Below are 11,298 nucleotides of genomic sequence, written 5' to 3' on the forward strand. Positions count from 1 at the left end.
TGAGAGGGTGTGATAGAGTGACCGACGCAGCGGCAAGGAACAAGCGCAACAAGCGCAAGGGCTCGCAGTGGGAGACGGACCTCCGGGAGGGCCTGCGCGGCGAAGGGTTCGATGTCGAGTCCCTGCGCCTGGCCGGCACCGAGGACGAGGGTGACATGGTCATCCGCCTGGCCGGCGAGTTCCTGGTGATCGAGGCGAAGAACGCGAAGTTCGAGCCGTCCACGTTCGTCCGAGAGGCAGGCGTCGAGCGCCTGAACTTCGCCAAGCACCGCGGCCTCGACGAGCGGGCGGTCTCCTCGATCGCCGTCGTGAAGGCCCGAGGCAAGAACTGGCGCCAGGCGTACGTGCTCACCACGTTGGAGAACTACCTCGGGCTGGACCCGAAGTGATCGGCTTCATGGGTTCGGACATGACCCAGGACGAGCGCAACGAGCTGTGGGACGAGACGGAGGCGTTCTTCGCCTACATCGAGGACCCGGACGCCGACCTGACCACCACCCTCGCGATCGAGGAGGCGTACGGGGTGGACCTTCAGGGGGTGGCGTGAGGTACCGCAGGGTCGGCGAGGCCGACCACGACGACGAGAACAAGCCCAGCCTCGAAGCCGTGATGGAGCACTTCGAGGTGGACTTCAACTCGGAGCGGAACACGGGGATGGGCAAGTGTCCGCTCCACGACGACAACACCCCGTCCATGTCCTACAAGCTCGACGCCGGGCTCTGGAAGTGCCACTCCTGCGGCGAGGGCGGCGACAGCTACACCATGATCATGTTGAAGGAGGAGACCGATTTCCGAGGAGCACGAGCCCTTGCGGCCACTCTCGGCCTCCCAGCGGGAGACGCTGGAGGAAGCGACGCGGGCGTACGAAGGAGCGCTTACGGCGGAGGCCGCACAGTGGCTGCACGCAAGGGGGCTGGGAAGGGAGGAAGCAACTTCCGCCCGACTTGGCGTCGTCGCTGACCCGTTCCCCGGTCACGCGAAGTACCGGGGCATGTTGGCCATCCCCTACCTGGACCGCAACGGCAAGCCGCTGACGATCCGCTTCCGGTGCCTCCAGGAGCACAACCACCGCGACTTCTTCCACGGGAAGTACAACACCATCAAGGACGACGTCCCGCGCATGTACGGGATCGACTCCATCCACGAGGCCGGCGACACGATCCACATCACCGAGGGCGAGCTGGACCGGGCGGTCCTGCGCAAGCTCGGGCTGTACGCGGTCGGCGCACCCGGCGCGAACATGTGGCAGCCCCGGCACCGCCGGATGCTGGCCGGCTTCTCTCGGGTCTGGGTCTGGGGAGATCCGGACGAGGCCGGCGCGGAGTTCTCCGCGAAGATCTGCCGCCAGCTCCGCACGGCGAAGGCCGTCCGGCTGCGGGCCGGCGACGTAACCGACACCTACCTGGCAGGGGGCGCTGACGCGGTCCTGTCTCTTATCGACGACGAGGTGTGATAGTGGTACAGACGACTACGACAGCAAAGCCGAAGCGCGCCCCCCGCAAGGTCGACCCCCTGGCCAAGCTCCTCGACGAGCTGAAGGCCGAGATGGGCAGGGTCGGCACCACCACCCCGACGCCCGCCTTCCGGCGCCAGTCCCACGACGGCAGGGCAGCCGCCTGGGGCCGCGAGTACGCCAAGACGGGCAGCCTCGACGCACTGCTCCTGTCCCTCGCCTTCGAGGTCGGCGCGAGCACGGCGCTGGAGCTGCGGTACTCCCTCGTCCAGCTCGCCGCCGCAGCCCTGAGCGAGGTCGAGCGCATCGACAAGGCCGACCGATGAACGAGGAGGAGTTCGGGCCCGAGCCGCCCGACACCGACGCGATCGAGCTGCCGGTCATCGACCACTACGCGGCGGTCAAGCGCGCGGCCACCATCGTCGGCGACCTGCGCAAGGCACTGCGCGAGGAGGGCTTCACCCGCGAGGAGACGTTCGAGCTGGTCCAGGCGTACTGGGTCTCCGAGATGGGGGTGATCTAGTGCCCCTCCCCGGTAACGCCGGCCCCTCGCTCGATCGGATCTGGGCCTCCCTCGGCGAACGCGAGCGGGACCTGTTCTTCGACCACCTCTTCGGGGGCACGTCAGCCGACTGGCTGGCCACCACCCTGCGCAAGCACGGACACGACGTGTCCGCCACGACGATCCGAACCTATCGGCGCTCCCTCGCGCCAGAGGGAGCACGAGAGTGACAACGCTGAAGGACGAGCTTCTCGCGAAGCCGGTCGGGCCGAGCGTCCCCGCCAGGACCACGGACCCGGACCGGGACTTCACCAAGCAGATCGAGGTGACCGGCGACCAGGCGGCTGTGACCGTCCGGGGGCCAGCTGACGGGGTCGACGAGGACGCAGCCACCGCCTACCTCCGCACCCAGGGCCTGGAGCCGGCCGAGTGGCGGGCCACCGGCTTCCGCTCCTCGGAGTGGACGATGGCCAACGGTGACACGGGCGTGTCGACCCGCTTCACCTTCGCCCGTCAGGGCCTGGTCGAGCAGACGTACGCGATCGACGACCTGCTGGCCACGATCCAGGCGTACGAGCCCGGCCCGGCCCGGCGGGAGGGCGGCGACCACTCGTTCGTGATCGCGCTCGGCGACATGCAGTTCGGGAAAATCGACGGGGACGGCGTCGAGGGCACCCTTCAGCGCACCGTCGAGTGCCTGAACGAGGCGGCCGAGCGACTGTCCTGGTACCGGCAGCGGTTCGACGTCGGCCACGTCCATGTCGCATGGCTCGGTGACCACATCGAAGGCTTCCAGTCGCAGGGCGGCGCCAACGTGTGGCGGACACCGCTCACGCTGACCGAGCAGATCCGCCTCGACCGCCGGGTGAAGCTGCACGCGATGCTCACGCTCGCGCCGCTGGTCGAGCGCCTGACGATGGCCGCGGTGCCCGGCAACCACGGCGAAGCGGTACGGGTGAACGGCAAGGGCGTGACCCGCTACGACGACTCCCACGACACGGAGTCCCTGATCGCAGTGAAGGACGCGGCCGGCCTGAATCCCGGCCTGTTCGGGCACGTCGAGTTCTACGTCCCCGACACGGACGAGCTGACCGTCGTCGTCGACTGCTCGGGCACCGTCGCGGCCCATGCCCACGGCCACCAGTGGAGGCCCGGCAAGCACTTCGAGTGGTGGAAGGGGCAAGCCTTCAACCGCGAGTCCGCGATGCACCAGGCGGACCTCCTGCTCGCCGGCCACCTGCACCACGAGCACGTCGACACGGACGGGCCGCGCACGTTCCTCCAGCCGCCGGCCATGGAGAGCGAGTCCACGTGGTGGCGGCACGCCAAGGGGACGACCGGAGCCCCCGGCCTGATCGTCGCAGTGACCAAGGACGGGCGCGTGCCCGTGAAGGAGGTAGTGAACGGTTGATCAACCTGATCGACATCGAGGAGACGACGGCCGACACTGCGGAGGCCGCGTACGCCGACTGGGCCCTGTTCGCCGAGGACGGCGTGAAGGGGATCGTTCAGGCGGTCGCCCGGTCCTTCGGCCGCGACTACGGCCTGACCCTGGAGGAAGAGGACGCCTACCAGGAGGCGCAGATCATCCTCGCCACCCATCACCGCAAGGCGCGGGTAGCGCTCGCGCAGGGGCCGGGCGTGCTGCACCGCTGGCTGCACCAGAGGCTCCGGGACAAGTTCCTCACCGAGGCCGGCCACCGCGCCGGACACGCCTCGTACGACGTGCTCACGAGTGCGGCCTGATGGGGTACCAGCGCGCGGACGTCGAGCACGTCCTGCCGTACCTGTTCGACGCAGAGGCCGCGTACGGCATCAAGTCCGAGGTGTACGTCGAGGACGGGATGCCCAAGGGCTACTCGGACCCGAGCCACGGCAACTCGATCTTCGCCGCGCTGTCCGATGTGCGGCGGGCCTGGCGGGACGCGAACCTCACGCTCGTCGAGCGGCAGGCGGTCCTGATGCGGCACGTCCTGGACGTCGAGCTGAAGGTGATCGCCGCCTTCCAAAGTGTGGAGCCGTCGACCGCGATGCGGCGGCACGAGCGAGGCGTCGGGAAGCTGACGGCCTGGCTGAACGGCGAGACCTACGTGGACGGCTACGACTCGCTGCCTGAGTCGGCCGCCGCGTAAGAGCGAGGACTGGGGCGGGTCTTGATGGCCCGCCCCCTCGCTGATCCAAGTGTGATAGAGAGACAAGGGAGTTTTACTCAGTGACTGACTTCGACGTTCCGTTCGGCCCGACCGGCAAGACCGTCTACGAGCGCACCTACAGCCGGACCCTGGCCGATGGCTCGAAGGAGCAGTGGCCGGACACCGTCCGCCGCGTCGCCAAGGGCAACCTCGCCCTCGTCCACGGCAACGACATGAGCGCCTGGAGCGCGGACGTGAAGGCCGAATACGACGAGCTGGTCTCCCACATGGACCGCTTCGCCATCATCCCCGCAGGCCGCCACCTGTGGGCCACAGGCGTGAAGGGCCGCCAGTATCTCTTCAACTGCCACGTCGCCCCCTGGGGCACCAGGCTCAGCCGGCACTTCGAGTTCCAGTTCATGCGCCTGATGGAGGGCGGCGGTGTCGGCGCCAACTACTCCTCGCGCTTCCTTGCCCCCTACGGAGCCCCGCGTCGTGAGCTGAAGGTCCACATCGTGTGCGACCCGATGCATCAGGACTACGAGGAGATGAAGGCCGCGGGCGTCCTGTCCGAGGAGTACAACTCCGACTGGGCCGGGGCCTTCGAGGTTGAGGACTCCCGCGAGGGCTGGTCCGACGCCATGGTGGACCTGCTCGACACCTTCATGACCGACGAGCCGGTCAAGCACGCCGACCGCGTGTACGACGTGAGTCGCGTCCGCTGCAAGGGCAGCCGTCTGAAGACCTTCGGCGGCACCGCGAGCGGTCCGGGCCCCTTCGCCCGCATGATGCTGGAGATCGCGGCCGTCATGAACAGGAGTGTCGACCCGTACTTCTTCGGCTTCGGCTCGCACCTCTCCCCTGTCGACGCGATGGAGATAGCGCACGCCATCGCCGAGTGCGTCGTCTCGGGCGGCGTCCGACGCTCGGCCCGCATGGCGATCTGCCACTGGAACGACGACGCGATCGACGACTTCCTGGGGTGCAAGGCGGACGGCTCCCAGCACTGGACGACGAACATCTCGGTGGAGATCGACGACGAGTTCCTCGCCGCGCTGAACGACCCGGAGCACCGCGAGCACGACAACGCCACCTTCGTGCACAAGCAGGTCGTCGCCGGGATGCTCCGCAACGGAGAGCCGGGCTACTGGAACAGCTCCGCCTCGAACGTGGGCGAGGTTGGTACAGTGGTTGCTACAAACCCCTGTGGCGAGATCGCGCTCGAACCCGCCGAGAACTGCAACTTGGGTCACGTGAACCTGGACTACTTCGCCCCCACGGCGAGCGGCGCCAGGCTCGACCTCCGCGGCCTGCATCGGGCGCACGAGCTGATGACGCGCTTCCTGATCCGGGCCACCTACGGCGACGTGAACGACGACCAGCAGGCCGGCCTCCTGGCCCGCAACCGCCGGATCGGCGTCGGCCACCTCGGAGTGCAGGGCTTCCTCGCCAAGCACGGGATCAGCTACTCGAAGGCTCCGTTCAACGAGGTGTTCCGCACCCGACTGATGGACCTGTACGACACGGTCCGCGAGGAGGCCCGGAAGTACGCCTTCCAGCTCCGCATCCCGGAGCCCGTGAAGGTCACGACCGTCGCCCCGACCGGCTCGATCGCCAAGCTGCCCGGCGTGACCGAAGGCATCCACCCGATCTACGCCAGGCACTTCATCCGCCGCGTGCGGTTCTCGATGCCGGACCCGGCGCAGGCCAAGACGGTCAACGACGCGATGCTCGCCGGCCTCCAGGTCGAGAAGTGCATCTACGACCAGTCCGGCAACACCATGGTGATCGCCTACCCGACCAAGGAGAAGCTCGTCGCCGAGGTCGAGGAGCTGGGCTACGACCCGGCGATCGTCGAGTCCGCCGACGAGATCGACCTGCACGCGATGCTGGCCTTCCAGGCCATGTACCAGGAGTGCTTCGCCGACAACGCCGTCTCGTTCACGGTGAACTTCCCCGAGGGTAAGTACGAGGTCGACGAGGCCGCCAAGATCATCGCCTCGTGGCTGCCCGAGCTGAAGGGCACCACCCTGATGCCGGACGGCACCCGCCCCCAGTCCCCGTACGAGCGGATCACCGAGGAAGAGTTCAACACCTACGCGGTGACCTCGATCGAGGACTCCACGGACGAGGACTGCACGACCGGAGCGTGCCCAGTCCGGTAGCGGCATGACGAAGACCCCCTGGCCTCGCGGCTGGGGGGTCTTTCGCGCGTTGTGCCGGTCGTCAGCCGACGATGGGGAGCGGGTTGTCCGGTGAGTCCAGCCACGGCATGTGGGAGCCGCTCTCACCGTCCACCGTCAGGCCCAGGCGGGAGAAGCCGGGCCGGCCGTTCTGGTCCCACCAGGTGTAGGCCGCCTTCACCTCTTCCCACAGCTCACGCTCGCCCGACTGGTACACCTCGTACTGGTCCGCGTCGGGGATGTAGTCCACCGTGGCCCAGGAAGTGACCGCCTGGTCCCGCAGCCAGAGCGTGTACGAGCCGTCGTCGTACTGCTCCGCCCAGGGGAACATGCCGAGCGTCTGGAGGCCGATGGCGAACATCGGCAGCCAGTCCCCCACGTCCTCCGGGGACAGCTTGGTCATGGACTTCACCCCGTCGGCCGGCCACTTCATCCCGCGGAGGTACTCACGGACGTGCTGCCGGGGCACGCGGTGCTGACGCATCCGCATGAACGCCGCGGACCCGACGAACGGGCCGTGCGCCGTCCCGTCCTCCTGCACGGTGAGCCGGACGACCGCCCCGCTTCCGTACGTGGTGGCGTACGGGGCCACGATCACCCCGCCAGGGCTGGTCTGCCGGATCAGCTCCCGAGGGATCTCCGTCATGGACGCGGTGACCAGGACGCGGTCGTACGGTCCGCCCTCCGGATGCCCGTCCGCGCCATCCCCCACGATCATGTGAGGGGAGTAACCGGCCCGCTCGATGCGGCGCCGAGCGTCCATGGCGTTCTCGGGGTCCAGCTCCACCGTGGTGACGTTCGGGGAACCGACCCTCTCGGACAGCAGGGCGGCGTTCCAGCCCGTACCCGTGCCGATCTCCAGGACCCGGCTGCCTTCCTGCACGTCCAGGGTGGCCAGCATCGAGAAGACCATGTTCGGCTGCGAGTTCGAGCAGGTAGGCACCTTCCCCTTGCCCTTGCCGGTGTGCCGCCCGTCGTCCCACTGAGTCGTCAGCGAGAGGTCGGAGTACACCGCCCGGTACCAGGCGTCCGGGTCCTCACGACGGTCGACCGCGTCCTCCTGGCCGGTCCCCTCCGACTGGCCAGGCCAGATCACGTCAGGGACGAACATCTCCCTGGGCACGGCCTTGTAGGCGGGCAGCCAGTCCGAGGTCAGGGCTCCTGCCTCTACGAGCCGGGAGGCCAGCCCGTCAAGGCCGGCCTCCCTCACGTCGTGCTCGGTCACTTGTTGCCGCTCCCGTTGGTGTCGCTGTGACCCGAGTCCTGACCCTCGCTGCCGCCCCCGCCGTGCTTGTTGCCCGAGCTGCTGTCGTCCTCGCCGCCGGCCACGATCCAGGGGCTTCGCGCGTCACGCATGGGTTCTCCTCGATTCGATGGGATGGTGCCGTGCACTTGCGACCCGCCCGGCCGCTCGACCTGTCCAGGGTTTCCACCGCTGGGCGGGGGTTGGAGGGCCCGCCCTGAGCGTCAACAGAAGGCGGGGGAGCCATCTGTACGGGGTAGTCAGCTCAGGGCGGGCCAGCTTAGGAAGACGTCGCGAGAGCGAGGCCGAAGACCAGGCCGCACGAGGCGCTGACCATGATGATGAACAGGACCCCGGCGTACCGGCCGATGACCCGCATCATGACTTCATGGACGTGCGGTAGCAGCGCGTGATGATCTCGCGGTACCCGGTGTGGGTCGGGTTCCGTCCGGAGTGGGTCAGCGCCCAGGACTGCGGGGCATCCCAGTCACCGCTGGCGTCGGACCTCTCCTCGCAGGTCTTGCACTCCATGGCGTGCGTGACGGGCTCGGAGCCCGGCTCGCGGTCCGGCGTGATGGTCCAGTCCGCGAGGGCGAAGATCCTGCTCACGGACGCCACCTCGATCGGTCGTTCGCGACGGCGAGGCGAGCGCTCAGCTCCTCCTGCGCAGGCGGGACCACGACCTTGTCGGGGTCGGTCTCCCACTCCAGGCCACCGCGCAGGGGACGGAGCTGTACCTTGCCGCCCACCTCCCCCATCACGAGGCCGATCTTGCCGGTGCCCAAGTCCTTGGCCACCGCGCCGATTTCCGGTTTGGTTCCTTGGTCGCTCGCCATGACCACGAAGTTACGAGGCGTGAGCAAGGTGAACCAGACACGGATCGTGGTAGTTCTCTGGCGCTCCGTCAAGAAGTGCCATGCAGCGTGGTAGTTAGCCCGAAACGCCCAGGTGGGAGGCCATCTCTCGCATGTCCTGGGTAAGGGTCCTCTTACGGGTGTGCAGGATGTCGCTCATGATGTAGCGGGCCATCGCCTGGTGCCTCAGCCACTCGGGCGAGGACTGCTTGATCGTCCCCAGCTCATCCATCGCGTCCTGGTGCGACCCGAGCTTGGCGTAGGCCCGCGCGACATCCAGCCGGTGCCTGTCCCAGTTGTTCGCGCTCGGCCGGCCGAACCGCTTCAGTCCCTTGGCTCCCACGGGGCCCTCGTCGGCCCGACGGAGCACTCCACGGTGGTCCCCGATCAGCGCGAGGTCTTCGATCGCCTTCGCCTCGGCCGTCACTGGCCCGAAGGTGGTCCAGTGCTGCCGGAAGTTGACGTGCTCCCGGTCCAGCGCGCTCGCGGCCGTCGAAGTCATCCTTCGGGCCTGCTTGGCGACGTCGGGGCGGTTGTTGCGCATCGCGGCCGACGCCACCCGCTGAAGAAGCTCACCCCACAGGGCCAACTCGCCCGGCTTGGCCGTCGAGATCCTCGGCTCGATCTCCTCGGCCGTCACGGTGGCCAGGCGCTCGGCCTCGTCGAAGCGGTCCTGTCGCAGGAGGAGCCAGGCCATGCCGACCACGCCTGTAGCGGCGATGTGCTTCACGTCGGCCTCGCGGGCGTCTCTGATGCCCAGTGAGAGCGCGTGATAGGCCATGTCGTAGCGCCTGACCTGGGTGAGGTACTTCCCGGACAGCAGGAAGGCGCTGGCGCGCACGATGACGGCCTTCTGACGGGTCTCGTCGTCCTCGGAGAGACTCACGGCAGCCTCGGCGTCCCGAAGGATGCCGGGCAACCGCTTGGCGACGCTGTCGTAGTGGTCCGCGTGGTACAGGGCGTGGCTGTCGTCGATGTCCCGCTGGATCGAGGCCAGGGACGGCGCCACCTCGGCCTCGACGATCACCTCGCGCAGTCCGACCGGCGGCATGAGCGCCTGGCGCAGTGCGGAGAGCTTCGGGCCGTCGCCAGTGTTGTCGTGGACTGGATCGGGTGCTTCGGTGGCGAAGAGGTCCGACGTCGTCGTGCCGAGGGCGCGAGCGAGCGCATGGATCGTCTCCACGGAGACGCTTCCGCCCTGCTCCACCTTGCGGACCACGCTCACGGACAGCTCGGCCGCGTCGGCGAGCTGCTCTTGACTCAGCCCGATTCGGCGACGGTGGTTCCGGACGTTCTCTTGCAGCGACGACATCGAATCACCTCTCAACCAGGGTATGCCCTCCCAAGAGACGGCGAAGTCCCCTTCAGCACCTACCTGAAGGGGACTTGACTCACCGCAAGGTCAGCCGGCCATGGCTTCCGGCTCAGCCTCGGCCTGGATCTCTGAGGCCGGCAGAACCTCGGGCTCGGGCTCCGTCTGAGGCTCGGCCAGGGCCTGGAACATGCCGGGCGGCAGCCGCTTCGGCGTGAGCTGTTCGAGCCTCTCCGGGAGCGGAGTCTGGCCGGGCGTCACGCCCTCCAGCTCCGGGAAGGGCCTGGGTGCCATCGTCGCGCGGAAGGGCCTGAAGTGCCCGACGAAGTCCTTCAGGTGATCGATGACGGTCGGCTCCTCCGGTTCGGGGAGGATCGTGCGTACGCTCTCGTGGTCCTCGACGACGATGATGTCGCCATCACCCTCGGCGACGACCTCGCCGCTGACTATGAACGTCCCGACCTCTTCGTCCTCGCTGGCCTTCTTGCTGGGGGCCGGCGGGGCGGCCTGCTTCGGCTTCGCACCGCTCGCGGCCCGCTCAGCGGGAGGCTGCACTACGCCCTCCGGGATGACCTCCTGGCCGTCACTCGCCGGGGCCGGGGCGTTGGGGGTTGCAAGCACAGGGGGGCGGACGGCAGGAGTCTGAGCAGGGGCGGCGGTATCGACGGCGTCGACAGCCGCGCCTCGCCCTCCGGGTATGGAGTGATCCGGTGCTGCGTCGTCCCGCTTATCAGCGGGGGGGTCCTGGTCATCGAGGCGGACGCCGGGCGTTTCAGCGTCGTCGTGGATCGGGCCTCGGATGCCTACGAACGTCATCCAACCCATGGTGAGCGCGAGGGACGCGGCTCCCCAGATGGTTTTGGCTCGCCCTTTGATCTTGTTGCGGCGGTGTGCAGGCATGAGTGCCCCCGAGATGATGTGCAACGTTCAAGTGCTTAAGTCCGAACTGCTTACGCATCAAATCACGCACACATCCATGATCGGAACCCAAAAATCCGGTTAACGGACAGTGAACTGGTCAGTAGCTATGTCCGGTATGCCGCTGACCTCGGATTTCGTCGCCTTGGCACCGTTGTCAGCACGGTTTCGCAACGGAACCCGCTGGTCAGGCACGAGATGCGCGCTCCACGGAATCCGAAGCTACGCGCGTGGACTCGTGTGGTTTGTACCACTCGCCCCCTTTGGTTACCGTGGAGAGAGAGTGAAGATTCAACGATCTTGAAAGGCGAGCTTTGAATTCCGCTGTCCCGTCCTGCCGGGTCCTCTCTGCCAGAGTCGTTACCTTCAGAAACGAAGCCGGCATCGAAACGAGCACCTGGATGCACGGGTTTGTGTGCGGGGAGCCGGTCGCTTCTCCGAGGGTGACGACATGCCTCGGGCATCTCCCCCCGCAGCGACCCGGATCTCCCTGGACGGTATGAACACAGAAACAAAGAAGCCCCCGCACTCGGCGGGGGCTGTCCTCGTGGGCTTTGACCTGGGCTTACGCAGCTGAAACGAAATCCAACTCTGCGAACAAGATTCGGGAAGATGAGCCAGCCGTCTCGCCCTTGTTGCAACTCGCGGAACGCTTGCCCCGCCCGCTGGCGGCCGTGCTCGTCACGCTCTCATCCACGGCG

Annotated in this window: 17 protein-coding genes; 11 read left to right on the plus strand and 6 right to left on the minus strand. The window is 67.7% G+C overall.

Annotation, left to right across the window (positions count from 1 at the left end; genetic code table 11):
• Positions 1 to 17: 17 nt before the first annotated feature.
• From ACWGIF_RS01610 to nrdJ, 11 genes are all read left to right on the plus strand, one after another.
• Positions 18 to 389 carry a hypothetical protein gene (locus ACWGIF_RS01610; protein ID WP_453489367.1) on the plus strand — a complete coding sequence of 124 codons (372 nt, stop codon included), beginning with the start codon at positions 18 to 20 and terminating at the stop codon, positions 387 to 389.
• Between the two features lie 8 nt (positions 390 to 397).
• Positions 398 to 547 (plus strand): DUF7215 family protein, encoded by a 150-nt coding sequence (locus ACWGIF_RS01615; RefSeq protein ID WP_453489370.1) that lies wholly within the window; start codon positions 398 to 400, stop codon positions 545 to 547.
• Complete coding sequence (locus ACWGIF_RS01620; RefSeq protein WP_453489373.1) at positions 544 to 960, plus strand: CHC2 zinc finger domain-containing protein; 417 nt, start codon at positions 544 to 546, stop codon at positions 958 to 960. The genes ACWGIF_RS01615 and ACWGIF_RS01620 overlap by 4 nt, the downstream gene beginning before the upstream one ends.
• A 31-nt stretch (positions 961 to 991) precedes the next feature.
• Positions 992 to 1,453: a toprim domain-containing protein gene (locus tag ACWGIF_RS01625; RefSeq protein ID WP_453489376.1), complete on the plus strand. Its 462-nt coding sequence runs from the start codon at positions 992 to 994 to the stop codon at positions 1,451 to 1,453.
• Between the two features lie 2 nt (positions 1,454 to 1,455).
• Entirely contained in the window at positions 1,456 to 1,779 is a 324-nt protein-coding gene (locus ACWGIF_RS01630) for a hypothetical protein (RefSeq protein ID WP_453489379.1), read from the plus strand.
• Positions 1,776 to 1,976 carry a DUF7187 family protein gene (locus ACWGIF_RS01635; RefSeq protein WP_453489382.1) on the plus strand — a complete coding sequence of 67 codons (201 nt, stop codon included), beginning with the start codon at positions 1,776 to 1,778 and terminating at the stop codon, positions 1,974 to 1,976. Before ACWGIF_RS01630 ends, ACWGIF_RS01635 begins: the two co-directional genes overlap by 4 nt.
• The gene (locus ACWGIF_RS01640; protein WP_453489385.1) at positions 1,976 to 2,185 is read left to right on the plus strand and encodes a hypothetical protein; all 210 of its coding nucleotides are present in this window, start codon (positions 1,976 to 1,978) and stop codon (positions 2,183 to 2,185) included. The genes ACWGIF_RS01635 and ACWGIF_RS01640 overlap by 1 nt, the downstream gene beginning before the upstream one ends.
• Positions 2,182 to 3,366 (plus strand): hypothetical protein, encoded by a 1,185-nt coding sequence (locus tag ACWGIF_RS01645; RefSeq protein WP_453489387.1) that lies wholly within the window; start codon positions 2,182 to 2,184, stop codon positions 3,364 to 3,366. The genes ACWGIF_RS01640 and ACWGIF_RS01645 overlap by 4 nt, the downstream gene beginning before the upstream one ends.
• Positions 3,363 to 3,701 carry a hypothetical protein gene (locus tag ACWGIF_RS01650; RefSeq protein ID WP_453489390.1) on the plus strand — a complete coding sequence of 113 codons (339 nt, stop codon included), beginning with the start codon at positions 3,363 to 3,365 and terminating at the stop codon, positions 3,699 to 3,701. Before ACWGIF_RS01645 ends, ACWGIF_RS01650 begins: the two co-directional genes overlap by 4 nt.
• Complete coding sequence (locus ACWGIF_RS01655; RefSeq protein ID WP_453489393.1) at positions 3,701 to 4,087, plus strand: hypothetical protein; 387 nt, start codon at positions 3,701 to 3,703, stop codon at positions 4,085 to 4,087. The genes ACWGIF_RS01650 and ACWGIF_RS01655 overlap by 1 nt, the downstream gene beginning before the upstream one ends.
• 80 nt (positions 4,088 to 4,167) lie before the next feature.
• Positions 4,168 to 6,252: a ribonucleoside-triphosphate reductase, adenosylcobalamin-dependent gene (nrdJ, locus tag ACWGIF_RS01660; protein ID WP_453489396.1), complete on the plus strand. Its 2,085-nt coding sequence runs from the start codon at positions 4,168 to 4,170 to the stop codon at positions 6,250 to 6,252.
• Between the two features lie 61 nt (positions 6,253 to 6,313).
• Here nrdJ and ACWGIF_RS01665 read toward each other — a convergent pair whose 3' ends face one another.
• The 6 genes from ACWGIF_RS01665 to ACWGIF_RS01690 all read right to left on the minus strand — a co-directional run bounded on the left by ACWGIF_RS01665 (position 6,314) and on the right by ACWGIF_RS01690 (position 10,495).
• A complete protein-coding gene (locus tag ACWGIF_RS01665) occupies positions 6,314 to 7,495 on the minus strand; it encodes a methyltransferase domain-containing protein (protein WP_453489399.1) in 1,182 nt (393 codons plus the stop codon).
• The gene (locus tag ACWGIF_RS01670) at positions 7,492 to 7,626 is read right to left on the minus strand and encodes a hypothetical protein (RefSeq protein ID WP_453489402.1); all 135 of its coding nucleotides are present in this window, start codon (positions 7,624 to 7,626) and stop codon (positions 7,492 to 7,494) included. The genes ACWGIF_RS01665 and ACWGIF_RS01670 overlap by 4 nt, the downstream gene beginning before the upstream one ends.
• Before the next feature lie 265 nt (positions 7,627 to 7,891).
• Positions 7,892 to 8,122 (minus strand): DUF7848 domain-containing protein, encoded by a 231-nt coding sequence (locus tag ACWGIF_RS01675; protein WP_453489405.1) that lies wholly within the window; start codon positions 8,120 to 8,122, stop codon positions 7,892 to 7,894.
• On the minus strand, positions 8,119 to 8,349 hold the full coding sequence (locus tag ACWGIF_RS01680) for a hypothetical protein (RefSeq protein WP_453489408.1): 231 nt from the start codon (positions 8,347 to 8,349) through the stop codon (positions 8,119 to 8,121). Before ACWGIF_RS01680 ends, ACWGIF_RS01675 begins: the two co-directional genes overlap by 4 nt.
• A gap of 94 nt (positions 8,350 to 8,443) precedes the next feature.
• Positions 8,444 to 9,679 (minus strand): helix-turn-helix domain-containing protein, encoded by a 1,236-nt coding sequence (locus ACWGIF_RS01685; protein WP_453489411.1) that lies wholly within the window; start codon positions 9,677 to 9,679, stop codon positions 8,444 to 8,446.
• Between the two features lie 90 nt (positions 9,680 to 9,769).
• Positions 9,770 to 10,495 carry a hypothetical protein gene (locus ACWGIF_RS01690; RefSeq protein WP_453489414.1) on the minus strand — a complete coding sequence of 242 codons (726 nt, stop codon included), beginning with the start codon at positions 10,493 to 10,495 and terminating at the stop codon, positions 9,770 to 9,772.
• Between the last annotated feature and the right edge of the window lie 803 nt (positions 10,496 to 11,298).

It is taken from the genome of Streptomyces sp. NPDC054849, from assembly GCF_053610945.1.

Excerpts from the sequence above, each read along its gene's own strand:
- ACWGIF_RS01655 (WP_453489393.1), top strand. The coding sequence starts at position 3,701 with ATGGGGTACCAGCGCGCGGACGTCGAGCACGTCCTGCCGTACCTGTTC.
- ACWGIF_RS01635 (WP_453489382.1), top strand. The coding sequence starts at position 1,776 with ATGAACGAGGAGGAGTTCGGGCCCGAGCCGCCCGACACCGACGCGATC.
- ACWGIF_RS01670 (WP_453489402.1), bottom strand. The coding sequence starts at position 7,626 with ATGCGTGACGCGCGAAGCCCCTGGATCGTGGCCGGCGGCGAGGACGAC.
- ACWGIF_RS01625 (WP_453489376.1), top strand. The coding sequence starts at position 992 with ATGTTGGCCATCCCCTACCTGGACCGCAACGGCAAGCCGCTGACGATC.
- ACWGIF_RS01615 (WP_453489370.1), top strand. The coding sequence starts at position 398 with ATGGGTTCGGACATGACCCAGGACGAGCGCAACGAGCTGTGGGACGAG.
- ACWGIF_RS01685 (WP_453489411.1), bottom strand. The coding sequence starts at position 9,679 with ATGTCGTCGCTGCAAGAGAACGTCCGGAACCACCGTCGCCGAATCGGG.
- ACWGIF_RS01680 (WP_453489408.1), bottom strand. The coding sequence starts at position 8,349 with ATGGCGAGCGACCAAGGAACCAAACCGGAAATCGGCGCGGTGGCCAAG.
- ACWGIF_RS01690 (WP_453489414.1), bottom strand. The coding sequence starts at position 10,495 with ATGACGTTCGTAGGCATCCGAGGCCCGATCCACGACGACGCTGAAACG.